Consider the following 25,800-nt stretch of genomic DNA (forward strand, 5'->3'; position numbering starts at 1 on the left):
CGCGTACCGCCCCCGTGCTCAACGAGGAGACACGATGCCGTCGACCAGTCAGTCGGCCGTCTTCGACCGCACCACCACCACCCGGAGCCTCCGCCGCCCCCACGCGGTGGGCAGCGAGATCAGGCGAGCGCGCTCCGTCCTCGAACTCGTCGCCCGGCTCACCGGATGGGACGGCGCTCCCGGCCCTGCCGTGAGCCTCGGCCCCCACGCCGCCGAGGTCGCGCTCGACGCCGCCCAGTCGACGGTCGTCGACGCTCTCGCCCGCGCCGAGCTCGAGCGCGCGGACCGGGCCCGGCTCTCCGCGGTCCTCCTGCAGGTCGCGCAGGCGCGTACCGCGATCAGGGAAGCCGGGCTCGCCCGGCGGACCGAGGCGCTGGCCTCGGTCCAGGGCGTGCTCGACCGGCTCCGCTCGGCCACCAGCGTCGGCACGCTCATCGATCGGGCGCCGCACGAGATCGGCAGGGTCGGGTACGACCGCTGCCTCGTCTCGAAGCTGCGCAACGGTCGTTGGATCGCCCGCTCCGCCTTCGTCAAGGGTGATCCCGGGATGGCCGAGGCGATGCGGGTCGCCGGAAGCGAGGCCCCGAGACAGGTCGATCAGCAACTGATCGAGTCCGAGCTGGTCCGCCGGCGCTCCCCGATCCTCGTCACGGACGCCCAGAGCAATCCCCGGGTCCATCGCGAGCTGCTCGACCTCACGCAGTCGCGTGCGTATGTAGCCGCGCCCTTCGTGGTCGGTCGGAGCGTCATCGGGTTCGTGCACGTCGACTCGGGTGAGGACGGCGTCGTCGACGAGTTCGACCGCGACGTCCTCGGGATGCTGGCCGAGTGCATGGGCCACGCGTTCGAGCGCGCCGTCCTGCACGAGCGCCTGCAAGCCATCCGCGCGCGCGTGGAGCAGTACAGCTCGTCCGTCCTGGACATGGTGGACGAGGCCGTCGAGGCCGATCTCGAGCCAGTCTCCCGCCCCGTCCCCGTGCCTGACCTCCCGGAGGCGGACGGGAACAGCCGCAGCGCCCGCGCCGCTGTGCTCCGCTCGTTGACCGCCCGGGAGCGGGAGGTGCTCGAGCTGATGGCGGCCGGCGACACCAACGCGCGCATCGCCTCGACCCTGTTCGTGACCGAGGCGACGGTGAAGGCACATGTGAAGCACATCCTGCGGAAGCTGTCCGCGGCGAACCGGGCCGAGGCCGTCTGCCGCTACCTGCGCGGCTGAACCTGCCCACCGCCTGAACGACGACCGGGGGCCTCCGGCAGCGGCACCGGAGGCCCCCTTCGTCGCGCGCGCCGATCGCCCCCACGTCGGCGCCGCGCCGGTCACAGGAGGGCCGTCACCGTGGTCACGGCGAACAGGGCCCCCAACAGAACGCACCCCGTGCCACCGCGGTGCAGGACGCGAGAGCGTCGCTCCCGCTCCTCCGGCGGGAGCGAACGGGCCGGAAGCGTCCCCGCCGCCGCCCTCCCCCACAGCCCGAGGGCCACGAGGGCGACGGCGAGGAGCGCCTGGGCGAGCACACCGAGCAGCACGGCGGACCTAACGCGGCGCGCCGGGGGTGATCCCGGTCGGGGTCGACGGGAGGGCCGCGGAATCGGCCGGCTGGTAGTCGTCGGCGTAGCGGACGTCCGCGGCAGCCAGCTCGCCCCCCAGGAAGTCGCGCCAACGCTGCCCCTGCCGCTCCAGCAGGAGCTGCTGCCTGAGCGGCTCGTGCAGACGCGCCGGATCGGCCGGCGTGGACGCCTGGATCGCGGTCACCACACCGACGTTCCAGCCGGACTGTGTGCGAACCGGCCCGAAGACCGCACCCTGACCGGCTCCGAAGGCCGCGTCGGCATAAGGCTTCTCGAGCTGAGTCGCGGCGAGCGTGCCGATCGCCCCCCCGGCGTCCCGGCTGGAGGCGTCGGCGCTGCGGGTACGGGCGACGTCGGCGAACGGCCGGCCACCCTGGATCTCGGCCAGCACCTGCTGGGCGGTCGCCTCGTCGGCAACCACGATATTGCCGAGAGTGCGCGTCTCGGGGGTCGCGAGGGCCTCCTTGCGCTCCGTGAACGCGGCGTCGACGTCCGCATCCGTCGCTGCAGGCACGTCCTTCGTCACCGTCTCGAACAGCCGCGAGGCGGCCATCTGCCGCCGGATCTCCGCGAGCACAGCGGGCTCGGAGGTACCCACGGTGCCGAGTGCCGTCACGAACCTCTGCCGAGCGCCGTCACCCGCGCCGAAGTACTGGTCGACGTACCGGCTGAGGAAGTCCTGGGCGGCCTTGTCAGCGATCACGATCCCCTGGGCCGCCGCCGCCCGGTCGATGACGCCACCGACGGCCGACGCCTTGGCGAAGTCACGCCGGAAGGTGTCGAGGGCGGCCGGGTCCTCGGGCTTCTGCATCCCGTAGAGCGCGGTCAACGTGTCCATCTGGTGGTCGAGGTCCTCGACGGTGACGTCCTGCCCGGCTGCGCGGTACGCGACACCGTCGGGCAGTCGCCAGGTCAACCACCAGGTGAGGCTGCCACCGGTCAGGCCCAGCACCAGGACGAGCGCCAGCGCCGCGACGATCTTGCCGCGCCGGGACGCCGGGAGCCGGACCGCGCGCAAGCCTGTCCTTGCCCGTCGGAGCAGGCCGCGCACCCGATCGGCCTTTCCGTCGCCCGTGCCGTCCCCGATGGCGTCGGCCTCGTCCGCGGCCCCCACGGCCCTCTCGGGCTCCCCGGCCTCGTCGGGCACCCCCTGCTGCGAGGCGTCCATGGCCGTCGCGGGCTCCTCGGACACCACGGTCTGTCCGTCGGCGTCGGCGGGGCCGGTCTCCTCGCCCGGGTCGTCCACGACACCGTCGAGGAGGTCCCGCGTGGGGTCGGTCGGCTCGTTCTCGTCGGTCGTCTCGCCGGTCACGTTCCGAATTCCGTTCTGGTACGTCGTCGACGCCATCAGCACACTCCTGCCACGGACGATCGTTCTCGGTCGGATCGCGGCGCCGTGGGGGCGGTCGCCGCGGAGGACATCTCGGGAGATGTGGGGCGCGCCCCGGTCACTCGGAGCAGGAGGTGCGAGCAGAGCAGGGACAGCACCACCGCGAGGGCCAGCTGCGCCCCGAACTGCCGGACGACCTGCAGGTCCGCCAGCAGGAGGGCGGCGTAGCCCAGCACCGAGGCGGCCGTGACGAGCGGCACGGCCACGCGCAACTCGCTCCGGCCACGGCGCCGCGCCTCGGCCAGCACCACCGCGAACTCGCAGCCCACGGCGGCCATGAGGGAACCGAGCGACACGGTGAGCGGGGTGAGCTCCGTACCTGTGGCCCACACCAGGAAGAGGCCCGTTCCGGTGGCGAGCACCGCCGAGACGACGGCCACGAGGGCGTCGACGCGGCGCTTCAGCCCCACGGCCAGGACGAGCCCGGCAGCGACGATGCCGGCGACGTTGGCGACCAGCCGGTCCGCCGACACCAATTCGCTGCCGCGTAGCGCCACGACCGGCAGCCCGGTCACCTCCGTCTCGTAACCCGGCGCCGGCGGGGGCAACGCGGCGAGCAGATCGTCGCGGGCCGCCGCGAGCCGGTCGAGGTCCTCGAGCCGCACGCCGAAACTCAGCACCGCGGTCGCCCGGTCCGGCGTGAGGACGGCCCCGGTCAGGTACGGCGGCAGCAGCCGCAGCGCGGAGAGGATCTGTGCATCCGTTGCGTCGGCGCCGAGGAAGGGCAGCAGAGCCGGGGGCGACACGACGGGCCGCAGTGCGTCGCCCTGCCGTGTCACGGCCGTCTCCAGAGCCTGACGCTGCCAGGTGAGGGCCTCGGGGGACATCGTGTCGGGCCCGCGGAGGACGACGTCGAGCTCGCCCGAGGAACCCACGACGTCCTCGACGTGCCGGGCCTCGTCGACGGCCGGCAGGCCCGCTGCGAACTGGTCGACGTCCGCGCGCAGTGGAATGGCCGGCAGTGCGGCCCAGCCCGTCCCGGCGGCGAGGATCAGCGCGGCGAGACCGCCCATCGCCCAGCGCGAGCGCACCGGAGTCGTTGACATTGGAGCGCCGACTACGGATTCGGACGGCACGTCCGGCCGGCCGGTGAGGAACGGGGCCGCGAGCCCGACGAGCGCGGCCAGCAGCACGCCGGCCGACAGCGTGACCCCGAGGTCGCGGACCAGGGGCAGCGGGGACAGCAGCAGCGTCCCGAAGCTCGTCGCGGTCGCACAGGCGACCGTCAGCACGGTCCGTCGTGATGCCCCGAGCAGGACGTAGGTCGGGTAGTAGCAGCCGATGCCGAGCACGACCGGGAGGAAGGCGACCACGCCGAGCGACACCGGGCGGCCGATCCATCCGAAAACGGCCAGCGTCATCGCGATCGCCGCCACGGTGGTGGCGACCGGCACGAGGCGCTCCCGGCGACGCGTCCAGCGGACGAGCAGGAAACACGCGGCGACCGCGGCGATCGCAAGGCCGCCGAGTACCGGGGCGGAGGCTGTCGTGCGGTCGGACAGCGCAGCGACGACCGCCGGTACACCGGAGACGGTTGCACGCGTACCCGGTCCCAGGTCGGCCGAGGCGAGCTCCGCCCGGACCCCGTCGACCAGGCCGGCGGCCGCGCTCGCGTCGAGTCCCTCCCGAGGCCGGACGAGCACGGCGATCGTGCGCTCGGACGGCACCACGAACCGCCATTGCGAGCGCGGCCCCCCGGACGCGCCGAACACCACGGTGTCGACGAACGAGGGGTTCTTCAGCGTCGGGAGTCCGGCAGGTAGGCCCTGGGCGAGCAAGGTCGCGTAGCGCCCGTCGAACCCGGCCGCGGCCCGGTCGGCCTCCGCGGTGGCGACCGCGGAGGACGCACCTGCGTCGCGGGCCTCCCGCTCGGCGCGGACACGCTCCGCGTCGCGTCGGCCGCTCAGTTCCGCCAGCAGATCCTGCGTCCGGCCCGCGATCTGGTTGAGCAGCGTCCCGGGCCCGTAGACGGTGGCCACATCGGGAAGCCGCGCGAAGGTGCCCTCGAGGCGGACCAGCGACTCGAGCCGATCCCCGCGAAGCAGGGCCCGCGGCTCGTCGGTCTCAACCAGCACGACGACGGGGTCGCCGCCGAAGTCCCGGGAGAGTTCCTCGAACTGGCGTGCCGCAGGGTCCCCCGAGGGCAGGAACGATCCCAGGCCCGTGTCGGTGCGCAGCCGGGCGAGTCCGCCGACGGTCACCACCAGCAGGGCGACGACCAGGACCACCGCCCCGGCCCGGCGGGGATTCCGTCGGGCCGAACGGAGGGCCGCCGCGGGTGCCCCGATCGCCCGGCGCGCGCCGCGCCGAGCTCCGCGGATCGCCGGGCCGAGCCGCCGGAGCGGCCCGGAGATCCGGGCCGCCCGGCGGGTCACCTTTGCGCCCGCCGTCATCGGGGCGGTTCGTCCCGCTCGACCCGCGGGTAGGGATCGGTGTTGATGGTCCCGGGGTCGAGCGCGGCGCCCGGCTTCGGGATCGGGTTCTGCCGCGCACGCAGCGGCAGGGTGTTGGTGTTCACCGGAATCCCCTTGAAGGTCTGCTCGCTGAAGAGCGGCATGATCTTGTAGATGTGCCCGCGGGCGTCGCCGCCGGCCAGCGAGGCCATGAAGCCCTGGAAGATCGACACTACGTCCGGCGCGTAGGGCTGCAGGTAGGCCAGCGCAGGGTTCGCGTCGCGCAGCAGTTCCGAGGTCGGCGGGATCAGCCCGTCGACGTCGTCGGTCAGGGTCGGCACGCGATCGAGGGTCGCCGGGGCCCGGTCGAGGACCCCGTCGAGCGACGGGAGCGTGGCCCGCAGGTCTGCGCTGGTGCCGGGGAGTTCGACCAGGGCGGCGGACAGGTCAGGTGCCGCCGCCTGCAGGTTGCTGGCAACCGGCGCGAGCGATTCGGACAGGGTCCGCAGGTCACCGCTCGCGGTCCGGGCGCTCGCCAGCACGGGGGGCAGCGCGCGCATGACACCGCGGATGTCCTCCGCTCCGTCCGCGGTCGCCTGCGTGACCGTGTCGGCGTCCTGTACCAGCTGCGCGATCCTGCCCTGCTGGGTGTTGAGCGCGGCGAGGACCGCGGCCGTGGAGCCGGTGAGCTGCTTGAGGTCTTCCGACTGGGCGGCCAGCGCGTCGAGGGCGTCCTGACCGTTTCGGCCCAGCGCACCGAGCCCGACGACGGCGTCCGAGACGGCCTGCTTGCTGTCGGCCGTGCTCAGTCCGGCCGCTCGGACCGCGCTACCCAGCGACTCACGGGTGGGCGCATCGAGCGTGGTCAGCACGTCGTTGACCTGCGTGGGCGGGCGGGCCGAGCCGGCCGGCAGCGTGCCGCCGGCCGGGATCTCCGGCCCGGTGCCGTCGGTGATCTCGAGGAACGTCTCCTCGATCAGGCTCTTGGCCCGGACCTGCACGACCGCGCCCTCGTGCAGCGGCGCGTTGTCCGGTTCGAGATCCATCGTCACGCGGGCGTGGTCGCCCTGGTCCTGGATGTCGGCGATCTTGCCGACCGGAACCCCGGCGATCATCACGTCACCGAAGTAGACAAGGTTGGCGACCCGCGGCACGTCGACCAGGACCCGATAGGCCGCCGGGCTGTACCCCGGGAGCTTGCCGCCGGAGTTGACCCAGAGGAAGCCGAAGATGGCTGCGCACAGGGCGGTGAAGACCACGACGACCAGGAGCCTGACCGTCGTCGGCCGCAGGAGCCGGGAGGAGGACTGTCCGGACATGGTGCTCACCTATCTCGAGCCGACGAGGGGGGACGGGACCTGGTCGAGCGCCTGACCGACCACCGGGGCAGGGACGGGCTCGTCCGAGGGACCGAGCGGTCCGGTGATCGGGCCGCCGGCGGTGCCCACGAGATTTGCGGGCGGAGGCAGCAGGGTCTCCGGGTTGAAGGTCAGGATGCCGCGCAGGATGCCGCCGTTGCCGTCGCGGAGGCTCACGATGTCGCGCGTGTTCACGAAGAACGCGCCCACGTCGGGCAGGTAGTCCAGCAGCGTGCCGGTGAACGGTTCGAGCTGGCTGGTCGTGCGCTCGAGCGACGGCAGGGCACGGTTCAGGTCCGCGACATACGGCCGCAGGTCCGCGACCACGGGCGTGGCCTTCTGTACCACGGGCGCGGCCGCGTCGATCGTGGCGTCGAGCTGGTGAGCGGTGCCCTCGAGCCGGGACAGTGCCTCTGGCAGATCGTTCGACGCCGCCTGGACGTTCCGCAGGGTCGGGTCGAGCTGGTCGGCGAGCCCCTGTACCTCCGTGGTCGCCGCGCGCAACTGCGCCGTCAGGTCCGGCAGCTGGCCGAGCGCGGAGTCCAGCGGCTGATCGTTCTCCGCCAGTGCACTGAGCGTGGTCTGCAGCGAGCCGGCGACGTCGGTGAGCCGGGAGTCGTTCGCGCCGACCGCCGTGGAGATCTGCCCCAGGGCGGTCACGAGCCTGCGCAGAGTCTCGCGTCGCTGGTCGAGCTGCATGACGACCGGTTGGAGCTTCTCGGTCACTCCCGCCGTGGCATCCAAGCCACCGGGCAGCGCCTGCGGTGCGCTGGCCAACGCCACGTCGGACTCGGCCAGGAGCTGGGTGAGGCCGCGTCGGGCCTCGCCGTCGAGGTGGGCGAGCACCTCGTCGACCTGGACCGGTCGGTCGGTGTTCGTCACCGGGAGATCGCCGCCGGACGGCACGAGCCTGCCGGGCGGCCCGCCCGGGGCGATCTCGACGTACATCTCGTTCAGCGGGCTCTTCGGCCTCAGCACCAGTCGGGCGTTGTCGTAGACCTGGGTGCCCGGCTCCATGTCGAGCTCGAGCCGCGCCTTGCCGTCCGGCCCGATCTCGGCCTCGGCGATCTGTCCGACGATCACGCCGGCCACCCGGACCTCCTGTCCGTTGCCGGGCGAGATGCCGGGGGACGCCTCGAAGGCTGCGTGGACGACGTACCGGTCGGTCCAGGGCAGGGTGAACCGCTGGTTGCCGAGGATGATCCCGCCCGTCACGAGCGCCAGGGCCAACAGGACCAGGACGATCACGACATTGCGGCCGAGGCCGGGCTCGTTGCGGATGCGCTGCAGGCTGGTCCGGAGCTTGGACCGCCGGGGCGGTGTCGTGGTGGTGGTGGTGGTCATGCTCAGTTACCTCCCACCAGCCCGAGCGGGCCGGTCCCGGGCGGTTGCTCGGTGACGTCGTTGAACGGCGGCAGCGTCGTCACGGGCTCCTGGGAGTAGGTGCCGCCCGAGAGGCGCTTGACCATCTGGTCCGTGCTGATCGGCAAACCGCTCGTGGAGCCGGAGCCCAGTCCGGGCTGGAAGCCGATCGTGCCGCCGTTCTGGTCCTCGTAGCCGGCGGCCCGGCCGAGGTTGACGAAGGTGTAGACGACGTCCCAGTACAACGGGCGGTCGGACTGCGACGAGTCGTACGGACCGCTCCCCTGGTACGGGGTGTTCAGCCAGTCGGTGATCGGTCCGTCGAGGCGGTCGAGCACAGGGCCCCGCAGATCGTTCAACGCGTCCGTCGCGGTCGATGCAGCCGGCACGAGGTCCCCGACGAGCGGGCGGGCGTCGGTCAGCAGGGTTCGGGTGTCGTGCACGAAGGGGACGGCCTTCTGCAGCACCGGGTCCAGTGTGTCGAGGGTGCTGTCGAGCCGGGTCGCCACCGGGCGGATGTCGGACGCGGTGTCCCGCAACGTGGTGAGCGTGCCGTCGAGCCGTTCGAGACCGGCGCGGGTGCTGGCCAGCGTGGCCGGCAGCGCCTCGACTGCGGCGCCGACATCCACGCTGCGGTTGCCGAGCACCGTTCCGGTGGTCGACAGGTCGTCCACGATGGACTCGAGCCGCCCGTCGTTCTCGGTGAGCACGCGGGCGGTGTTCTCCAGCCCGTCGACGACGGCGGTGAGGTCGCCCGGGTGCGCGCCCTGCGCGGCGTCGAGCACACCGGCCGCGGGCCCGAGCGCCGCCGGCGCCGAGGCGGTCAGCCGGCGCAGCGCGGTGGACCCGCGCTCGCCGAGCGCTCCGTCGAGGTTGCCCACCGTACTGCGCAGCCCCTGCAGTGCGTCCGGCTGCAGAGCCTGGACGACCTGGTCGAGCTCCACCGGTCCGGCCGAGCGCTCCAAGGGGATCTCGTCGCCGGTGAAGCGGCCCGGGTCACCGCCGGGCTGCAGGTCGACGAAGTAGATCCCGCCGAGCAGCGTGGTCGCGCGGACCGTGGCTGTGGGCGCAGACCCAAGCGTGTCGACTGCTTCGTCGTCGACCCGCATGGTCACGACCGCGCTACCGTCGTCGGCCCGCTCGACACCGCTGACCTTGCCCACCGGGACGTAGGCGACCTTCACCTCGCTGATGAACTCGCGGAGCTTGTAGTCCCCGGCGAAGTGCACGGTGATCGTCTCGCCGCCGCGTAGGTAGGTCCCGATGCGGTCCTTGTTGAACAGGCCGAGGAACAGGGCCAGCACGATGACCAGGAACAGGATCCCGAGGGTCACCGGGGAGAGGCCCTTGCCGCGGCGGCCGCGCCGGCCGCTCGGCCTCAGCATGGCGGGGAAGCTCATCGCCGCTCTCCGATCGGGGAGTTCGCGTAGTGGTCGAAGGTGCCGCCCGGCGGCGGGTAGGCCTCGCGGTGAACGGTCGGGTCCTCGATCGGCACGTTGTTGAGCACGCTCTCCGGCTTGATGATCGGGTAGATCATCAGGCCGTGGCCGAGCGTGTCGCTGTACTTCAGCGCGTCGGCGAAGTAGGTGAAGAAGAGCGACAGGTCGTTCGAGTAGCGGCCGATGTACTGCGTGCTCGGAGCGGCCTGGTCCATGGTCGTGCCCAGCTGGCGGGCCAGGGGCTGCAGGTTCGCTGCGGTCGGTGTGAGGTCCTCCACCGCAGGCCCTGCCGACCCGGAGACACCGGGCACCTTGTCCAGGGGCCGGACCGCCTCGCGCAGGACGCCGCGGAGGTCAGGGGTGGCCTGGCCGAGCGCCTCCGCACCGGGGCGGACGACCGTGACCGCGTCGCGTGTGGAGGCCAGCGGCCCGTTGAGCGAGTCCAGTGCCGACCGGGCCTCCCGCAACGTGTCGGGCGCCCACTTCAGCGTCTCCGCCGCGGGCCTGCCTTCGTCGGTGTTCACGGCGGCCAGCGTCGGGTCCAGCTGGCTGACCAGCTCGCCCAGACTCTGCTGCCGCTCGGCGAAGGAGCGGGAGAGCCGGTCGGCCGCGGTCAACAGGTCCGACAGACCCGCGCCGCCGTCGGCCGACAACGCATCGGAGACGGTGCCCAGGTCCGGCAGCACCGCTGGTAGGGCCTGGAGGCCGTCGGACAGGTCGGTGCCGCGTCCGGCGAGGCCGCCGCCGACGTTGCGGATGGTCGACGCCGCCGCGTCCCTCGTGGCCGGGTCGAGGGTGTCCAGCAGGGTGTCCAGCTCCTGGGAGGGCGTCGTGTCGGTGATGGTCGAATCGGCCGGGAGCCGGCCGGCGGCCTCGGTGCCCGGGGTCAGCGACAGGTACTTCTGTCCGAGGGCCGAGCGGGCGCCGATGGCCGCGGTCGCGTCGCGGTAGACGGGCCGGGCGTCCTCGAGCTGCATCGTGGCGACCGGGGTTCCGTCGACCAGGGCGATGTCGGAGACGTAGCCGACCCGCACGTCGGCGATGCGCACGTCGTCGCCGCGCCGCAATGCGCCGGCGTCAGAGAACGCCGCCTTCACCTCGGTGCGCTCGACTCCGGGGAGGTAGCCGGGGAGGCCGTTCTGCGCGGTGATGGCGAAGGCGACGATCGCCGCCAGGAAACCGACGACCCCCACGCCGACGAGCGTCGAGCGTCGCCGGCGCCAGGCCTGCTTGCGTGGTGCGCTCACGAGTCCCCTCCGATGAGGAAGCCGAGGGCGCCGCCCTCCTGGTCCTTGGTCAGCCCGGTCACTCCACCGTCTCCGCCCTGGGCCGGAGGCGTCAGCAGCCCGTCGGGGTTGCCGGTCTGCGGCGGCTCGACGGGCTCGCCGGCAGGGTCGGTCGTCAGCGGCGGCGGGGTGCCGCCGAGGCCGGCGTTGCCGCCCTCACCCGGCACGTTGCTGGTCACCGTCATCGGCGTGACGTCGGCGAACGCCCGGAAGTAGTGGGTGAGCCCGTCCTTCGCGTTGGTCGTGAGGGCCCAGCGCTTGAGGAACTCCATGACGTTGCCGCGGTTCGCGGTCAGGTCGCGGACGACCGGCTCCAGGCCCGTCACCGTGTCGACGGTGTCCGGGCCCTGCTCGCGCAGGCTCGTCGCGACCGGCCGGACCTCGTCCAGCATTCCCTTCGCCTCGTCGAGCACGGGCTGGAGCGAGGCGAGAGCCGGGTCGGCGGACTCCGCGAAGGCGATGAGCTCGCGACTCACCTGCTGGAGGTTGTCGGTGGTCGGGCGCAGGGCTGCAAGGGTCGGAGCGGCCTCGCGCGCAGTACCGGCCAGCTCGCCGAGCGTGGTCCGCGCACTGCCGATCGTGCCGGGCAGTTCCTGCAGTGTCGCCCGCAGGTCCTGCTGGTTCGCGGCCGCGGTGCCGAGCAACCCGTGCGCCGAGCCCACGAGCCCGTCGAGCGCCTTCCCGTCCTGTGTGGCGAGCGAGGAGGCCACCGGCTCGAGCGAGTCGACCAGTCTGTTCAGGGTGTCGTTCTGGTCGGCGAGGACTCCGGCCAGCTCGTCGGTCCGCGTCATCGCGGGCTCGAGCGCCTTGATCGCGTCGTCGACGTTGCGGCCGTTGCCGTCGAGACCGTCGCCGAGGACGCCGACGAGCGCGCCGAGCGCCTCGCCCGTCGGGTCGTCGACCACGTCGAGTACCTGGTCGAGGTCCGTCGCCTGACCGGTCCGGTCGACCGGGATCTCCTGGGCGGGGTCCATGACGGGCGCGGCGGCACTTCCCCGGTCCAGGTCCACGAAACGCTCGCCGAGCAGGGTGACGGGGCGGATCGTCGCGCGCGAGTCGATGTGCAGCGGCAGCACCGACCGGTCGAGGTCCATGACGACCTGGGCTGCGCCGTCCACCACACGCATACCGGCGATCTCGCCGACCTTCACGCCGGCCAGACGCACATCGTTGCCCGCGAGCAGGGGGCTGGCGTCGGCGAAGCGGGCAAGGACGCGGACCTGGTCACCCTCCCCGCCGTCGGGGCTCGAGGCGCCGATGGTCGCGACCGCCACCACCGCCGCCGCGACGGCCGCGAGCCGGCTCGCACCGAGCCTGCGACTCCTGCGGGGGGAACGGGTCGTCGGCCCGCTCACCGGAGGCCGTCCCCGAAGGCGTCGGTCCACTCCTGTCCGGCGATGGCGCCGGGGTTGGGGTAGGGGTCGTAGGTGATGCCGGGCGGGATGACACTGGGCATGTCGGTCACGCTCGTCGTCCCCTCCTGGAAGTAGATGCGGGCGTAGTTGCCGTTGCCGTCGTAGTTCGCCATCGCCGATCCCCAGTGCGACGCCCAGGCGATGACCTCGGGCATCATCGGCCGCAGGAGGGCCAGCGGATCCTGCAGATCGCCGACAATCGAGGTCAGCGGGGGCAGGTCGGCGTGCGCGACGTCGAGCAGACTCGGCGTGCGGTCGAGGAGGTCCTGCGCCGCACCGAGCGTCGGGCGGAGATCGGCCGTGAGCGGCCGCAGGTCCTGGAGCAGCGGCCGGAGACTGCGGGAGACCGGGCCGAGCTTCTCGGTGGCCGGCCGCAGGTCGTCGAGCAGCGGGGTCGCCTCGTCGACCACGCTCGGCACCAGGTCCAGGGTGGTCTTGGCGCGGTCGAGGGTCGGCGGAAGCTGGGCGAGGGTGTCACGCAGCTGGTCTCGGCGACCCGCGGTCTCGGCAGAGAACCGTGCGACCTGCTCGACCACGGTGCGAACCTGCGCGTCGCGGTCGCGCAGCGTGCCCATCATGTCGTTGAGCCGGACGACGAGGTTCCGGATCGCCGGCCCGTCGGTGCCGACGGCCTGCAAGACCCGGCCGAGCGCCGAGACCGCCGGTCCGGAGGTGCGCAGGGTGGCGTTGAGGTTCTGCTCGTTGCCCGTCAGGGCGCCGTCGAGGTTGCCGACGAGCGAGCGGAGCCGGTCACGTGTCGGCGCGTCCAGGGCGTTGAGCACGTCGTCGACCTCGGTGGCCTTCGGCATCGTGCCCGGCAGCATCGCCCCGTCCGGCAACTCCGCGTTACCCGCGGGGCCGTCGGTGATCTGGATCGACCGCTCGCTCAGCACCGCCTTCCACCCGATGGTCACGGTGGCGCCGTCGTGCAGCGGCGCGACGTCCCGGTCGAGGTCCATCGTCACGAAGGCCTTACCGTCGCGGGCCTCGATACCGGCGACCGTGCCGGCCTCGAACCCGTTCACGAGGAGGGCGCCGCCGTCGACGATGTTGACCGCGGACGGGAGCACGGCCTGTACGCGGTAGGACCCCGTCCCACCGATGGCGACGACGGCACCCAGGACGAGGAGCCCGGATACGGCGGCGACGGCTATCCGGCGGAGTGGCTTCACATTTGGTCCAACGATTCGGGAGCGCCGCGGGAAACGTTGGATCCGACAGATTAACCCGATCGGGGCAGCGCTCCGGATAGATTCATAGCCGGCACGCCGAAGAGCCGACGCGCTACGGCGCACCGGCTCTTCGATCGATTCTTCGTCTTCGCTCGAAGGTCAGTCCATCCCGAGCGGTCCGGCCGAGTCGCCGGCCAGGAACTGGCGTACGAAAGGATCGGGCGAGTTGAACGCCTCCTCCGCTTCTCCGTAATGCACGACCTTACCCTTCCAGATCAGGCCGACGTAATCACTGACCTTGCGGGCGGTCCGGATGTCGTGCGTGACCAGCAGATACGTCCCGCCGTGCTCGGCGTGCATCTGCAGGATCAGGTCGTTGAGCAGACTCGTCCGGACCGGGTCGAGGCCCGAGTCCGGCTCGTCGAAGAACACAATGTCGGGATTCAGAACCATCGCCCGGGCGAAACCCGCACGCTTCCGCATCCCGCCCGACACCTCGTTCGGGAACTTGTGCAGGGAGCGCTCCAGGCCCACCTCGGTGCACCGTGCGATCACAATTTCGCGGATTTCCTCCTCCGATTTATCGGTGTGCTTCCGGAGGGGAAAGGCGGTGTTGTCAAAGATGTTCATGGACCCGAAGAGCGCGCCGTCCTGGAACAGCACGCCCATCCGCTTGCGGATGTCGTAGCGCTCGTCCTCGGAAAGCTTCCAGATGTCCTGACCGAAGACCATCACCTCGCCGGCGTCGGGCTCGAGCAGCCCGACGAGGTGCTTGATCAGAACGCTCTTGCCCGTGCCCGACGGGCCGAGCACGGTGGTGATGGCGTCGTCGGCGAACTGCAGATCCAGGCCCTGCAGAACCTTGAAGGACCCGAACGTCTTGTGCACGCCGCGGACCTCCATGGTGTGCGGCTTGCCGTTCCCTGCCGGCTCGCCGACCGGCGCGATCCGTGGGATCACGGTGGTGGGCGCCTCGTCGCGGCCGTCGTAGGCGGGTTGGGCGGTCATGCTGGTGTCCTCCTGTGCCTCGGTGTCAGTTCGCGATCGGCGCGTTCGGGTTCAGACCCCAGAACAGCTGCGTGCCCAGGACCCCGAGGATGTGGATGAGCACCATGTTGATCATCATCGACTTCGCCGTGTTGCGACCCACCCCTACCGGCCCGCCGCTGGCGTTGAAGCCGAAGTAGCACCCGACGAACACGATCGTCGTCCCGAAGGACATGACCTTGACCAGCGAGTACAGGAAGTCGAGGGGGTTCTGGTAGAGCCAGAAGATGTAGAGGTAACCGCCGGGCGAGACGCCGCCGAGCTGCACGACCGTGACCAGGTACATGGTCACGTACATGATCCCGAGCCCGACCGTGTAGAGGAAAGGGATCGCCAGCCAGGCGGCGATCACCCGGGTGCCGACCAGGAAGCTGCGGGACTTGATCCCCATGACCTCCATGGCGTCGATCTCGTCCGAGATCCGCATGGAGCCGAGCTCCGCGACGAGCCCGCAGCCCACTTTCGCAGCGAAGATGTAGCCCCACATGTAGGGTGCCATCTCGCGGATCGAGCAGTACGCGTTGAAGATGCCGGAGTACAGCGGGGCGCCGATCTGCTTCAGGGTGTAGCTCGCCTCGAGGCCGCAGACCGTGCCCATAACGCCCTGCATGACCCAGATGATCAGGCCGCTGGACAGGACGAGGATGCCGGCCTGGTGCAGCACCTCGCTGCTGTAGTGCCGCACGTCGCGGAAGCCGCGAACCGTGTTGGCGGAGAAGCGGAAGATCTCGCCAGCGGTTGCGAGGCCGTCGCGCAACTGGGTGCTCAGCGGCGGCTTGGGCGGGGCGGTCGGCACCCCGGGCGCGGTCGTCGCGCCCGGATCCGGGTTGGGCTCGGTGATGGTCATGGTCTCCCCCCGGTCACCGGTAGACCTGGATCTCGGGGTAAAGCCCGAGCAGGATGGTCGTGAAGACGAAGTTGAAGCTCCAGATCGCGGCGAACGAGATCACCACGGCCTGGTTGACGGCCTTGCCGACGCCGATCGGCCCGCCCTGGGCGCGAAATCCCTTGTAGCAGCAGACGACCCCGATGATCAGTCCGAACAGCGTCGTCTTCAGGACGCTGCCCCACAGGTCGATCGTGGTGGCGTTGGAGAAGAAGTTCTGCTGGAAGGCCGCCGAGCCCGCGTCGAGCTGCATCGCGGCGATGTAGCCGCCGAGCACGCCGAAAGTCAGCGCGACGAGGTCCATCAGCCCGGTCATGATCGTCACGGCGATGACCCGCGGCAGGATCAGCGCGCGTACCGGGTCGATGCCCAGCACCTCCATCGCGTCGATCTCCTCGCGGATCCGTCGAGCGCCCAGGTCGGCGGTCATGGAGGTACCGACGACGCCGGCGACGACCATCGCGTTGATCCACGGGGCGAACTCCCGGACGCTCGCCATCACGAAGAAGGAGCCGAGGCGCTCCGGGATGCCGAACAGGATGAACAGGTTGCCGGCCTGTAGACCGGGGGCACCGAAGCCGAAGGCCACGCAGGCCACGGCCATCGGGAACCAGCACAGTTTGAGGACCTCGAAGAGTTGATCCCGGACATCGCCCCAGTAGCCGCGCGGATGGCGAACCGCGCTGTAGACGATCGTCGCGAGCAGTTCGGCCATCTCGCCCGCCTGCTGCAGCGGGCCCCGGATGCCGCGCCCCGCCGAGCGCAGCCGACCACCCACGCTCCGGCGCGGGATGCCGACGGCTCCCGGCGTGGGTGCGGCCGTGGTGTCGGTGGAGGTAGTCATCGGGCTCCTAGGTTGTGTTCGGCCGGGTCCGGGCGTGGGCACGCACTGCGGAGCGGCCGCGCAGGTGACCCACCAGCCCGCCGACGACGACGGCGGTGACCGTCGTCCCCGCGGCCTGGGCCACGTCGAGGCCCTGGTTCGCGTACACAACCAGGGGCAGGACGAAGAGGTAGGCGAGTACGGCGCAGACCGCGCCCTGGCGATACGGCGCGGTCGCCGTGCCGATGCGACGGCCGGCGACACCGAACGCCGCCACGGCGACCACGATCAACCAGACGGCGCCGAGCACGGGTGTGAGCACACCCACCAGTGGCTGTACGAGGCCGCCGACCACCAGCACGCTCAGGCCCGAGGAGGCGCCACGGGCCGCTTCGGCCCAGTCGAGGCCGGCGACGAGCGGCGCGGAGGCCGCCTGGCGATTCCGGCTCATCCGAGGTACCGGTGAACGCGCGGTGCGAGCAACAGCACGCTCGCGACGACCAGTACCGCCATCGCGACGAGCACCTCCCAGGCGCCGGCGAGCGCGAGCGCGACGACAGCGCCGACACCGAGGCCCATCAGGACGTAGCGGGTCCAGCCCTGCCCGATCCCCAGGAGGGCGCCCAGCACGAGGATCGCGAGTCCGAGACCGACCCAGAGGATCCCGGGCCCGTGCTGCGCGGTACCGGCCACCGTGTCCGAGCCGAGCGTGCCGACGATCTTATCGACCTGCTCCGGATCGGCGGAGCTGCTCGTGATGCCTGTACCCGCGCCGATCAGCACCGCGCCGAGAACCAACCACAGCACAGCAGCCACTCCGACCTGCCACGGGTAGGTGGCGGACGTCCGCGTCTGCCGCGGGCGATGGTGGGCCCCGCGGCCGCGCTCGGAGCGCGTTCCGTGGTCCCGCCGCAACGGGTCGATCGTCACGGGGCGCTGTACCTCCATCAGGCGACACGTCCTCGGGTCGTGGGTCGGGCCGCGACCGCCGGTGGAACGGCCGCGGCCCGGGCTCGACGGTGGATCACTCGTCGTGCAGCGAGCATGACCCGCTGTGTTCGGCGCCACCTCATCCCTCGGGGGAAGGTGCCCCCTCCCTTCGGAGAAGTGGCCGGGCGTAGACCGTCCGGACCAGCTATGCCTGACCCGGAAGGCCGTCCTGCGGCAGTCATGATTCCCGGCGGGAGGCGCCATGCCCGGATCCGTAGGCCCCGCCGTCGAACTGGCCGGGGTGACGACCGTCCGCGACGACGCGGTGGTCCTGCTCGATCTCTGCCTCCGGGTGCGGCCCGGTGAGGTCACCGTGCTGATCGGCCCCTCGGGAGCAGGAAAGACCACGCTCGTCCGGCACGTCGTCGGGCTGTTGCGGCCCGACACGGGAACCGTCAGGGTCGGCGGGACGGACGTATGGGCTGCAGCCCCGGACGAGCTCCGGCGGATCCGCCACGGACTGGGTGTGATGCTCGGGGGCGCGACGCTCTACGACACCTCGCTCTTCGGTTCGATGACCGCCGCGGACAACGTCCGGGCCGGGCTGGCCGAGCGGGGGGTCGACGCGGAGACCCGCGACCGCCGCTGTGCGCGCCTGCTCCAGGACCTCGACCTGCTGCCGTGGACCACGGCCCTGCCTGCCGACATGCCCGCTCATGCGCGGCGCCGGCTCGCGCTCGCACGAGCGCTCGCCGCCGAGGCGCCACTGCTGGTTCTCGACGACGTCGAGGCCGCGGAGGAGGACGGTCGCGACGCGGTGGCCGCAGCGGTCCACGCCTACCGGGAACGCACGGGCGCGACGATCCTCGTCACCACGCACGATCTCACCCTCGCCCGCGAGCTTGGCGGGACCCTCGCGGTGCTCTGGCACGGCCGGATCGTCGGCGAGGGACCCGCCCACGCCCTCCTGCACGGGATCGACGACGCGCACACCCTCGAGGCACGATTCGGGACCGGCGATGTACAGGGCCCGCCCACCCTCGAGCAGGCCCGACGCGCGATCGGCGCCGCCCGGTCGGGACCCCGGCGGATCGAGTTCGACCAGCGGACCGTGTTCGTCGTCCTGGCGGCGTTGATCGCTGTCGCTGCCCTCGGCGCCCTCTACCTCGCCGGTCCGCCCGGCTGACGCCCGCGGGAGTCAGGTGCGGCACCGGCAGTGCCAGGCGACCCCGAAGGGGGTAGGGGAACACTCCCCCGGGATGACGCTCACGCACCACACACGCACGTAACGTGACCGTCGGTCGTCGCCACCCCCGACAGGCACGACCTCGAGGCAGCGTCGCTGGGCCGGCGCCGCCGGGGCCGGGCCGACGCTCCGACCGGCTCCACGGCTCGGGCGCGGGTGCACCTCCCAGTCCCACCCGCGCCCGGGCACGTCGACGACCGCCTGCCCGGTACACCGCGCGGGTTCCGGTACGCTCCGAGGATCAGCACGGACGGAGACCGGATGGTGTCGGGCGGAGGACGATCGGCGATCCGGTTGTCGCCGATGGAGGTGCCCAAGGCCTCCGATGTGCTCGCCAACGAGCTGCGCGAGCGGATCCTGTCCGGCGAGTACCCCGAGGGCACGCCCCTGCCCCCCGAGCGCGAGCTCGTCACCCAGACCCACATGAGCCGCACGACCGTGCGCGAGGCACTCCGGATCCTCGAGGTCCAGGGGCTGATCCGGATCAAGGCCGGGCGCGCGGGCGGGGCCTTCGTCCAGCAGCCCGGCGAGGAGTCGGTCGCCGACTCGTTGGAGCTGCTGATTCGCGGACGCCGCATCCGGCTGACTTCGATCCACGAGACCCGCGAGGCGGTGGAGCCCTTCTGCGCCCGCCTGGCGGCTCTGCATCGCAGCGAGTCCGACCTTCGCCGGCTCGACGAGGCCAACGAAGCCATCGGCGAGGGCGGGCTCGAGGAGTTCCTGCAGGCCAACGTCGACTGGCACGTTGCCGTCGCCACCGCCAGTCACAACGAGATCCTGACCGGCGTCATGATTGCTCTCTCCCGCGCGATCTACACCGCCACGAACACCGAGGGCTTCGTGACCGACGAGGTCCGTTCCATCGCACAGCGGGCCCACCGATCCGTCACACGGGCGATCCGCGAGCGCGACGCCGAGGCCGCCCAGCGGCGCATGGCCCGGCACATCCACCACCACGCCAAGGCGGCGCTCGAGGTGGAGAACCGGACCGACATCACGGTCACCGACGGAAGCTGACGCAGACCTGGCCTCCTCGAGGGCCGGAGACCGCCGGTGGCACGATCGTCGACGATTTTGGACTGACCATTGATGAGAGCGACCGAATCTCGCTAGGGTTGCCGTGAATCGGCGTCCGGGCCGCCGGGTTCGCCGCCGGCGCGCCCGGCCGCGTTCGACGCCGCATCGGACGGTCGCGACGAAGCGGAGATCCCATGGTTACTGCCGAGCCCCAGGTCCTGACGGTCGGCGACAGGTACGACGCCGAGAGCATCCGGCTCTTCCGCGAGAAGGGATGGTGGCAGGACGGCTCGGCAGCGGCGCTGCTCGACCGCTGGGCGGAGGCCACCCCGACCAAGCGCTTCGTCTCGGACGGAGTGTGCGAGTTCGACTATGCGACTGCACGGACCCGCGCACGGGGTCTCGGCGCTGCGCTGCTCCGCCGGGGGGTGCGCCGAGGGGACCGGGTCGCAGTCCAACTGCCGAACTGGTCCGAGTTCGTGATCGCCTACCTGGCCCTCGCACGGATCGGGGCGGTCCTGGTGCCGATCATGACCGTGTACCGGCACACCGAGATCGGACATGTGCTCCGCAATTCCGGCGCCGTCGCGGTGATCACGACCGGCGTCTTCCGCGGGTTCGACCACACCGCGATGTTCCGCGACCTGCGGGCTGACAGCCCCGCCCTGTCGACAATCGTCGTGGTCCGGAGCGAAGCGGCCGAGGGTGAGCTGACGTTCGAGGCCGCTTGTGCGACGGAGACCGAGGATTCAGAGCTCGGCGACCATCCGGACGCCGATGTCCCGCAGGTCGTCGTGTACACGTCCGGCACCGAGTCCACCGCCAAGGGCTGCGTGCACACCTGGAATACCCTCGATTTCTCCGCCCGCGGCCTCGCCCGCGACGTGTTCCAACTCGGGGCCGACGACGTCATGTTCATGCCCTCACCCGTCGCCCACGCCACCGGGCTGATGGTCGGTGTCCTCGTTCCGCTCTCGGTCGGCGCCGAGACGCACCTGCTCGACGTCTGGGAACCCACCGAAGGACTGCGCCGCATCGAGCAGTACCGATGCACCGCCACGGCCACGGCCACGCCCTTCGTCCGGATGGCTCTCGACGCCCAGCGCACCGCGCACCACGACCTGTCGTCCATGCGTGTGTGGCTCTGCGCCGGCGCCCCTATCCCTGAAGCCCTCGCCATCGAGTTCGACCAGGCCTTCGACGGCGGCGTCCTCATGCCGCTCTACGGCTGTTCCGAGCTGATGGCGGTCACCTGTTGTCATCCCGGCGATCCCCTGGAGCGCCGAGCGGGCTCCGATGGCTCCCCCGCGCTCGAAGGTGTCGAGATCACGCTGATCGGACCCGACGGCGAGGAGGTTCCCACCGGCGAGGAGGGCGAGATCTGCTACCGCGGGCCGGGAGCGATCCTCGGCTACTGGCGCGACCCCGAACGCACCACCGCCACCATCGACACGCACGGCCGCCACCACACCGGCGACCTCGGCCGCATGGACGCGCACGGCTACATGCGCGTTTCGGGCCGGTTGAAGGACATCGTGATCCGTGGCGGGACTAACCTCAGCGCCGCCGAGATCGAGGGGTACGTTCTGGCTCATCCTCAGGTCGCCCAGGTAGCCGTGGTGCCCTATCCCGACGAGAGACTCGGCGAGAAGGCCTGCGCCGTCGTCGTCCCTGTCCCGGGGGCCACGCCGGCCCTCACGGACATCACGTCATTTCTCAAGGAACGACACATCTCGATGCAGAAGCTGCCGGAGAAGCTCGTGCTGGTCGACGAACTGCCGATGACCGCGACCGGCAAGGTCCAGAAGTTCCTGCTTCGGGACCTCGCCCGCGAGGCGACGGGCTGACACCTCCGGCACCCGGTCGTCGGGCGAGGCGCTGCGGCGACTCCGGCAGCCGACCTGAGTCCTGTTCACCGCCTCGAACGGCGACGGACTCTCCCGGCTCATTCGTGCCGGCCGATTCGTCCGTGTTGGTCGCCTGTACAGCCGGGACGGGCTGTACAGCCTCGGGTTGAACAGCGACCCGGCGAACGCTGACCTGCTGAACAGCCACCGGCTGTACAGGCCGGCTGGCGTCGGCAAGCAGGTACAGGAGGTGGGCCACCACCGCCGCCGCGGCGGCCGGCCAGGCGCCGATGCCGAACCGCACCGCTGGGCTGGCTTCGAGGGTCTCGTCGGAGGCGAGATAGATCGCCTGCGCCAGCCCGGACAGCCCGGCGGCCACCACGACAACCGCCCAGGCGTAGCGGGCCGCCGAGCCGGACAGCCGAGCGGTGGCGGCGTAGGCCACGAGCGCGAGCCCGTCGGTGATCAGCGGCTACAGCCAGGCGATCCCGGCCGGCACCCGGGAGGCGACCGCGACCTCGTAGAGCCCGTGCGCGGTCGCCGCGGCCGCGCCGGTGGCGACGGCGAGCCCGGGCAGCCAGATCGCCGCCCGCACCGCCCGACGCCCACCCACCGTCGCCTCGTGCTCGGCTGGCGGCTGGTGCTCGGTCATCGCGGCTGGGTCTCCCCGGTGACGTAGTCCCGCACCGGGGTCGGCTCGGGTTCGGGGCGGGCTCGCCGCGCCGGTCGGCCCACCAGGCGGTGATCGCCTCGAGCGCGTCCAGGCTCGGTACCTCCGGCGCGGCCATGTCCAAGGAGGTCCAGCCGGGGCGGGCGCGGTGGTTGTCGCGCGAGCAGGTCCCGGTCGAGGCACGGATCCGCCGGACCACCCCGGGGCGGAGGCGGTCGTGCCAGTCCGCCGCGAGCATCACCGACGCCGTCTCGCCCTGGTAGGCGGCGGACCAGGCACGCATCAGCCAGGCCAGTTCTTCGACAATGTCGGGATGCCAGCACCAGCACTCCGGCAAGCTCGCGGAGGCGTCGGGGTAGCGCAGGTAGATCGCTTCCATCCAAGCGGCGACCTCGTCGAGCAGCCCTGCCACCTTGCCGGGCTCGGTCGGGGCCATCAACCAGGACGACGCCGGCGCCGAAGCCCGGCGGGCGGCCGCAGCGTGGACCGAATCAGCAAGCCGGGCGACCAGCTGGGCCAGCTCGTCCACCCGCCCCGCCAGCCCCTGCAGCGGCTCGACGATCCGCCGCAGCCCGTCAACCTCCCGGGCCAGCCCCGCGACCGCATCCGGCGAGCTCGCCGCGGTCACTGCTCGCTCCCATGATCGGGCACCAGGGCTAGCTGCGGCCGCGAAGGCTCGAGCTCACGCGGCTGACGGTCGGGTGCCCGATGGGCTGCCTGGAGCCGTCGCGCTGCGTGGCCGAAGCGGTCCGGCCAGCGCCGCGCCAGCGAGATCAGCACCCGCTCGAGCACCTCGCGGCGCCACTTAATGAGCGTGTCGCGGCGCCGCTCCCACGTCGCCGCCGTCGCGGCACGGTCGAGGGCGCGGCGGTGGGCGCGGAGGTCGCGGCGGTGCCAGGCCATCCGGACCCGTCCGATGATCGGCGGGATGCCGCGGCGGATCCCAGCACCCGCCCGGCCGGCAGGTTGGCGATCTGCGCCGGCGCCAGGACCGGGACCTTGCGCACCGAGCGCGTTCCGCCGCGGCCGTGCAGGTCGGTGGAGGTGACCGCCTCGTCGCGCTCCCCGGTGAGGGTGGACCAGAACTGCAGGTCCTCGCGGTCGCGGGTGCCGCCGAACACCATCACCGCGCCGGTGTTGTTCAGAATCGTGGCCGCGTCGTACTCGCCCCACCGGGCCAGCAACTGAGCCCGGGACTGGAACGCGGCCAGGATCGTCACCCCGCGCCCACCCATGTCGGCGGTCCAGGACTGCAGCGGCACCGGGCTGATCAGCGCGGCCTCGTCCAACGCCAACGTCAGCGGCGGATCCAGCCGCCCGCCGGGTTGGCGGGCGGCCAGCCGGCGGGCCTCCCGAGCGATGTCCCCGCTCAGCGCGCACACCAGCGGCGCGGCGTGCGATTCCTCGGCCCCAAGCAGGTAGATCGTCGCCCGGCTCTCCAGCAGGTCGCGCACGTCGAACCGGCCGGGCTCGGCGGCCGCGGAGGCGGCCGGGGAGGTGAGCCACCCGAGCGCGGGCATGATCGTGGAGGTGATCGAGGTGCGGGTGCGGTCGTTCGTAGTGACGAATTGGGTCAGGTCCTGCTCGAACGCCGGATCGGCGCTGCGCCGCAGCAGCCCGGTCACCTCGCGCTGCGCCCGCTCCGGATCGGCCACCCACCCCAGAACGTCGCGCATCCGGCATCCGCCCAGCGCGGCGGCATGTAGCAGCGCGGCCAGGATCCGCCGGCCCTGGGCATCCCAGAAATCCCGATCACCCCCGGCGCCGTGGCGGTGCGTGGCGCCGAGCATGTCGGCCGCCCGCTCGGCCGCGGTCACCGGATTCGCACACCCGGTCAGCGGATCGAACGTGATCGTCGACGGGTGCTCCCCGAGGCCGACCGCGTTGAACACATACACCGGCCCCCGCCGCGCCCGCAGCGGCGCGGTCAACTCGTACAGGTCGGTGCGGGTGCTGGTGACCAGCAGCGCCCCCGGCGCGTCGAGGACCCGCCCGGCCAGCCACCCGGACTTGCCGGTGCGCGGGCCGCCGAACACCAGCGTGACATCCTCGATCGACGCCCACACCCGCACCAGCCCAGAGCGGCACAGCTCCACCGCCACCTCCGCGGTCCTGATCCGCCATCGGGACACCTGGGCCAGCGCGGGGCGCACCGTCGCCGCACGCCGGCGCATCGCCACCCTGGAGGCGGCCCGCAGCAGGTCGAGGGTCGAGGCGACGCCGACCTTGCGCCGCGACCGGGCGCCCCACCGCGACACCGTCGCCGCCGATCGCGCCCACCGATGGACCCCGAACCCGACGGCGCAGGCACATACGACCGCTACGGCTGGCCAAGCGAGCGCCTGGAGCAGCCCGGCGCCCGGAAGGACTGCCAGCAGGCCCAGCACCGATGCGAGGCTGTGACTGCCGCGGCGCCAGATCAGCGCAGCTCCGCCCGCGAGGCCGAGGACAAGTACCACTACGAACGCGTTCACCTCGCCTCCTCCCACAGCCGGGAGGCCGCGACCTCGGCGGCGTGGCGCCGGCACGTGGCGGCGTGCCCGATCTCGTTGTCCGCGGGGTTGGCCTCGAATGGGTCGTGATCCCGGATCCGCTGCCCGCAGGAGCCGCAGCGCCACCAGGCGTCGAGCCGTTCAAACGACTCGCGGAACGGCAGCGGGCGGTTCTCCGCGACCAGCCTGAAGGCCAGCTCGGCTCGCGGGTCGTCGAACTGGGTCTGGTCGAGGCCGAGCGCCTTGGCGATCTCGTCCCAGGCCCGGCCGACACCGCGGGCCTGCTCGGCATACGCGCGGATCTCGGCCGACGCCGCATACCGCGCAAGGACCGCAGCCCGGATCCCAGCGAGTGGGTCGTCGAGCTCGGTCCGGGTCAGCGCCCGGAGCCCGTCGACCGGGACCTCCACGGCGTGTGCGCCGTGCACCTCGCAGGCGGCGCGGCGGATGAGGTCCTTCACCGCGAGCACGGCACGGGCAAGGGGGGTGATGTCGAAGCGGGTCATGCCGACACCCGCGCCGTCCACCGCGCCGTCGTCCGCCCCGACACCCCGCATCGCTCGGCCACGACCGACACCGACACCCCCCGGGCGATCAGAGCGAGCCCGGCGACCCGGACCGCCCTGCGCGGAGAATCCGGCTGGCGGTGGGCGGTCTGCTCGGTGCGGGCCTGCCGGCGTTCCTCCGCGGTCAGCCCACCGGCGATGCCGTGGCTGAGCCGCTCGGTCGCGTCCTCCAGGCACGTCCGGCGCACCGGGCAGCGCCCGCAGACCGCCTTCGCCGCGGCGACCTGGGCCGCGCACCGCGGGCCCTCCTCCACCACCGGGAAGAACGACTCCGGGTCCTCGTTCAGGCACGCCGCCCGCGAACGCCAGTCCCGCGCGCTCATCGCTGCGCCTCCTGCCCGGACAGGACCGGGGTGGTCGTGTCGTTCAGCGTCGACAGGAACGTCCCCACCGCACCGGGCAGCCCCTGCCCCGCCGGCGTCGCCACGAACAACACCAACGCCACCAGCGAGAACACCACCGCCCCACCGGCGAACCGCGCCTTCGCACACAGGAACGCCCCGACCACCGAGAAGAAGATCAGAACTCCGACGGCCTCCACCGCGATCACGCGCCCTCGGCCGACCACGCCGCCACGTCCACGACGCTCTGCGCGGACACCGCCGCCTCGACCATCGCGTCGACAGCTTGCGCAGGGACGATCAACCGGCCGCGGATCTTCACCGCCGGGAAGTCGCCGTCGGCGATCGCCCGGTAGACCGTCACCTTCGACATCCCGAACATCCGCGCCACCTCGGCAACGCTGTAGAACCGCGGCCGCTCTCCTCGCGGCTCCCGGCTCATCACCAGCCCTGACATGCCCACCACCTCGCTTGTCCGTCTGCCTTCCAAGGTCGGCGCGAGTGCGGAGTTCGCTCAATCGCTCCGACTCGCTCCTGTGGACAGAGCGTCG

Annotated in this window: 24 protein-coding genes and 1 pseudogene; 4 read left to right on the plus strand and 21 right to left on the minus strand. The window is 72.0% G+C overall.

Annotated elements, in window-relative coordinates:
* Positions 1-34 precede the first annotated feature (34 nt).
* Complete coding sequence (locus AB0B41_RS01040; protein ID WP_358197503.1) at positions 35-1,216, plus strand: LuxR C-terminal-related transcriptional regulator; 1,182 nt, start codon at positions 35-37, stop codon at positions 1,214-1,216.
* Positions 1,217-1,317: 101 nt separating this feature from the next.
* On the opposite strand, the gene AB0B41_RS01045 is transcribed toward AB0B41_RS01040, so the two are convergent.
* The 14 genes from AB0B41_RS01045 to AB0B41_RS01110 all read right to left on the minus strand — a co-directional run bounded on the left by AB0B41_RS01045 (position 1,318) and on the right by AB0B41_RS01110 (position 17,088).
* Complete coding sequence (locus AB0B41_RS01045) at positions 1,318-1,527, minus strand: hypothetical protein (RefSeq protein ID WP_233306679.1); 210 nt, start codon at positions 1,525-1,527, stop codon at positions 1,318-1,320.
* A 7-nt stretch (positions 1,528-1,534) separates the two neighbouring features.
* Positions 1,535-2,917, minus strand: coding sequence for a peptidylprolyl isomerase (locus tag AB0B41_RS01050; RefSeq protein ID WP_358197506.1), 1,383 nt, complete (start codon positions 2,915-2,917; stop codon positions 1,535-1,537).
* Positions 2,917-5,352: an MMPL family transporter gene (locus tag AB0B41_RS01055; RefSeq protein WP_358197508.1), complete on the minus strand. Its 2,436-nt coding sequence runs from the start codon at positions 5,350-5,352 to the stop codon at positions 2,917-2,919. The genes AB0B41_RS01050 and AB0B41_RS01055 overlap by 1 nt, the downstream gene beginning before the upstream one ends.
* Complete coding sequence (locus AB0B41_RS01060; RefSeq protein ID WP_358197510.1) at positions 5,349-6,671, minus strand: MlaD family protein; 1,323 nt, start codon at positions 6,669-6,671, stop codon at positions 5,349-5,351. Before AB0B41_RS01060 ends, AB0B41_RS01055 begins: the two co-directional genes overlap by 4 nt.
* A 9-nt stretch (positions 6,672-6,680) precedes the next feature.
* Positions 6,681-8,054, minus strand: coding sequence for an MlaD family protein (locus AB0B41_RS01065; RefSeq protein ID WP_358197512.1), 1,374 nt, complete (start codon positions 8,052-8,054; stop codon positions 6,681-6,683).
* A 2-nt stretch (positions 8,055-8,056) separates the two neighbouring features.
* Positions 8,057-9,472 (minus strand): MlaD family protein, encoded by a 1,416-nt coding sequence (locus tag AB0B41_RS01070; protein WP_358197514.1) that lies wholly within the window; start codon positions 9,470-9,472, stop codon positions 8,057-8,059.
* Positions 9,469-10,758 (minus strand): MlaD family protein, encoded by a 1,290-nt coding sequence (locus AB0B41_RS01075; protein ID WP_358197517.1) that lies wholly within the window; start codon positions 10,756-10,758, stop codon positions 9,469-9,471. The genes AB0B41_RS01070 and AB0B41_RS01075 overlap by 4 nt, the downstream gene beginning before the upstream one ends.
* Entirely contained in the window at positions 10,755-12,152 is a 1,398-nt protein-coding gene (locus AB0B41_RS01080; protein ID WP_358197519.1) for an MlaD family protein, read from the minus strand. The genes AB0B41_RS01075 and AB0B41_RS01080 overlap by 4 nt, the downstream gene beginning before the upstream one ends.
* A complete protein-coding gene (locus tag AB0B41_RS01085) occupies positions 12,149-13,384 on the minus strand; it encodes an MlaD family protein (protein WP_358197521.1) in 1,236 nt (411 codons plus the stop codon). The genes AB0B41_RS01080 and AB0B41_RS01085 overlap by 4 nt, the downstream gene beginning before the upstream one ends.
* Positions 13,385-13,543: 159 nt before the next feature.
* Positions 13,544-14,392 (minus strand): ABC transporter ATP-binding protein, encoded by an 849-nt coding sequence (locus tag AB0B41_RS01090; protein ID WP_358197523.1) that lies wholly within the window; start codon positions 14,390-14,392, stop codon positions 13,544-13,546.
* Positions 14,393-14,417: 25 nt separating this feature from the next.
* Positions 14,418-15,278 (minus strand): ABC transporter permease, encoded by an 861-nt coding sequence (locus AB0B41_RS01095; RefSeq protein WP_233306669.1) that lies wholly within the window; start codon positions 15,276-15,278, stop codon positions 14,418-14,420.
* Positions 15,279-15,291: 13 nt separating this feature from the next.
* A complete protein-coding gene (locus AB0B41_RS01100; protein WP_233306668.1) occupies positions 15,292-16,161 on the minus strand; it encodes an ABC transporter permease in 870 nt (289 codons plus the stop codon).
* A gap of 7 nt (positions 16,162-16,168) precedes the next feature.
* A complete protein-coding gene (locus AB0B41_RS01105) occupies positions 16,169-16,591 on the minus strand; it encodes a hypothetical protein (RefSeq protein ID WP_358197525.1) in 423 nt (140 codons plus the stop codon).
* Positions 16,588-17,088 (minus strand): hypothetical protein, encoded by a 501-nt coding sequence (locus tag AB0B41_RS01110; RefSeq protein WP_358197528.1) that lies wholly within the window; start codon positions 17,086-17,088, stop codon positions 16,588-16,590. Before AB0B41_RS01110 ends, AB0B41_RS01105 begins: the two co-directional genes overlap by 4 nt.
* 244 nt (positions 17,089-17,332) lie before the next feature.
* On the opposite strand from AB0B41_RS01110, the gene AB0B41_RS01115 reads away from it, so the two are divergent.
* From AB0B41_RS01115 to AB0B41_RS01125, 3 genes are all read left to right on the plus strand, one after another.
* On the plus strand, positions 17,333-18,256 hold the full coding sequence (locus tag AB0B41_RS01115) for an ATP-binding cassette domain-containing protein (protein WP_358197530.1): 924 nt from the start codon (positions 17,333-17,335) through the stop codon (positions 18,254-18,256).
* A gap of 363 nt (positions 18,257-18,619) precedes the next feature.
* Positions 18,620-19,333 carry an FCD domain-containing protein gene (locus AB0B41_RS01120; protein ID WP_233306664.1) on the plus strand — a complete coding sequence of 238 codons (714 nt, stop codon included), beginning with the start codon at positions 18,620-18,622 and terminating at the stop codon, positions 19,331-19,333.
* Between the two features lie 194 nt (positions 19,334-19,527).
* Positions 19,528-21,180, plus strand: a complete 1,653-nt coding sequence (locus tag AB0B41_RS01125) for an AMP-binding protein (RefSeq protein WP_358197533.1) — start codon at positions 19,528-19,530, stop codon at positions 21,178-21,180.
* Between the two features lie 472 nt (positions 21,181-21,652).
* On the opposite strand, the gene AB0B41_RS01130 is transcribed toward AB0B41_RS01125, so the two are convergent.
* From AB0B41_RS01130 to AB0B41_RS01160, 7 genes and pseudogenes are all read right to left on the minus strand, one after another.
* Positions 21,653-21,832 (minus strand): hypothetical protein, encoded by a 180-nt coding sequence (locus tag AB0B41_RS01130; RefSeq protein ID WP_358197535.1) that lies wholly within the window; start codon positions 21,830-21,832, stop codon positions 21,653-21,655.
* A gap of 791 nt (positions 21,833-22,623) precedes the next feature.
* Positions 22,624-24,324, minus strand: a complete 1,701-nt coding sequence (locus AB0B41_RS01135; protein WP_358197538.1) for a TraM recognition domain-containing protein — start codon at positions 24,322-24,324, stop codon at positions 22,624-22,626.
* Entirely contained in the window at positions 24,321-24,848 is a 528-nt protein-coding gene (locus AB0B41_RS01140; RefSeq protein ID WP_358197540.1) for a hypothetical protein, read from the minus strand. The genes AB0B41_RS01135 and AB0B41_RS01140 overlap by 4 nt, the downstream gene beginning before the upstream one ends.
* Positions 24,845-25,036 carry a helix-turn-helix domain-containing protein gene (locus AB0B41_RS01145; RefSeq protein ID WP_358197781.1) on the minus strand — a complete coding sequence of 64 codons (192 nt, stop codon included), beginning with the start codon at positions 25,034-25,036 and terminating at the stop codon, positions 24,845-24,847. Before AB0B41_RS01145 ends, AB0B41_RS01140 begins: the two co-directional genes overlap by 4 nt.
* Positions 25,013-25,231 (minus strand): annotated as a pseudogene (locus tag AB0B41_RS01150) (WhiB family transcriptional regulator); the annotation flags it as partial. The pseudogene AB0B41_RS01150 and the gene AB0B41_RS01145, both read right to left, overlap by 24 nt.
* Entirely contained in the window at positions 25,228-25,458 is a 231-nt protein-coding gene (locus tag AB0B41_RS01155; RefSeq protein ID WP_358197542.1) for a hypothetical protein, read from the minus strand. The gene AB0B41_RS01155 and the pseudogene AB0B41_RS01150, both read right to left, overlap by 4 nt.
* Positions 25,455-25,706: a helix-turn-helix domain-containing protein gene (locus AB0B41_RS01160; RefSeq protein WP_358197544.1), complete on the minus strand. Its 252-nt coding sequence runs from the start codon at positions 25,704-25,706 to the stop codon at positions 25,455-25,457. Before AB0B41_RS01160 ends, AB0B41_RS01155 begins: the two co-directional genes overlap by 4 nt.
* Positions 25,707-25,800 lie beyond the last annotated feature (94 nt).

It is taken from the genome of Pseudonocardia sp. NPDC049154 (genome assembly GCF_040648315.1).
Lineage (GTDB): Bacteria > Actinomycetota > Actinomycetes > Mycobacteriales > Pseudonocardiaceae > Pseudonocardia.

Coding starts and splice junctions, on each gene's coding strand:
- AB0B41_RS01040 (WP_358197503.1), top strand. CDS start 35: ATGCCGTCGACCAGTCAGTCGGCCGTCTTCGACCGCACCACCACCACC.
- AB0B41_RS01050 (WP_358197506.1), bottom strand. CDS start 2,917: ATGGCGTCGACGACGTACCAGAACGGAATTCGGAACGTGACCGGCGAG.
- AB0B41_RS01055 (WP_358197508.1), bottom strand. CDS start 5,352: ATGACGGCGGGCGCAAAGGTGACCCGCCGGGCGGCCCGGATCTCCGGG.
- AB0B41_RS01060 (WP_358197510.1), bottom strand. CDS start 6,671: ATGTCCGGACAGTCCTCCTCCCGGCTCCTGCGGCCGACGACGGTCAGG.
- AB0B41_RS01065 (WP_358197512.1), bottom strand. CDS start 8,054: ATGACCACCACCACCACCACGACACCGCCCCGGCGGTCCAAGCTCCGG.
- AB0B41_RS01070 (WP_358197514.1), bottom strand. CDS start 9,472: ATGAGCTTCCCCGCCATGCTGAGGCCGAGCGGCCGGCGCGGCCGCCGC.
- AB0B41_RS01090 (WP_358197523.1), bottom strand. CDS start 14,392: ATGACCGCCCAACCCGCCTACGACGGCCGCGACGAGGCGCCCACCACC.
- AB0B41_RS01095 (WP_233306669.1), bottom strand. CDS start 15,278: ATGACCATCACCGAGCCCAACCCGGATCCGGGCGCGACGACCGCGCCC.
- AB0B41_RS01100 (WP_233306668.1), bottom strand. CDS start 16,161: ATGACTACCTCCACCGACACCACGGCCGCACCCACGCCGGGAGCCGTC.
- AB0B41_RS01105 (WP_358197525.1), bottom strand. CDS start 16,591: ATGAGCCGGAATCGCCAGGCGGCCTCCGCGCCGCTCGTCGCCGGCCTC.
- AB0B41_RS01110 (WP_358197528.1), bottom strand. CDS start 17,088: ATGGAGGTACAGCGCCCCGTGACGATCGACCCGTTGCGGCGGGACCAC.
- AB0B41_RS01115 (WP_358197530.1), top strand. CDS start 17,333: ATGCCCGGATCCGTAGGCCCCGCCGTCGAACTGGCCGGGGTGACGACC.
- AB0B41_RS01120 (WP_233306664.1), top strand. CDS start 18,620: ATGGAGGTGCCCAAGGCCTCCGATGTGCTCGCCAACGAGCTGCGCGAG.
- AB0B41_RS01125 (WP_358197533.1), top strand. CDS start 19,528: ATGGTTACTGCCGAGCCCCAGGTCCTGACGGTCGGCGACAGGTACGAC.
- AB0B41_RS01130 (WP_358197535.1), bottom strand. CDS start 21,832: ATGACCGAGCACCAGCCGCCAGCCGAGCACGAGGCGACGGTGGGTGGG.
- AB0B41_RS01140 (WP_358197540.1), bottom strand. CDS start 24,848: ATGACCCGCTTCGACATCACCCCCCTTGCCCGTGCCGTGCTCGCGGTG.
- AB0B41_RS01160 (WP_358197544.1), bottom strand. CDS start 25,706: ATGTCAGGGCTGGTGATGAGCCGGGAGCCGCGAGGAGAGCGGCCGCGG.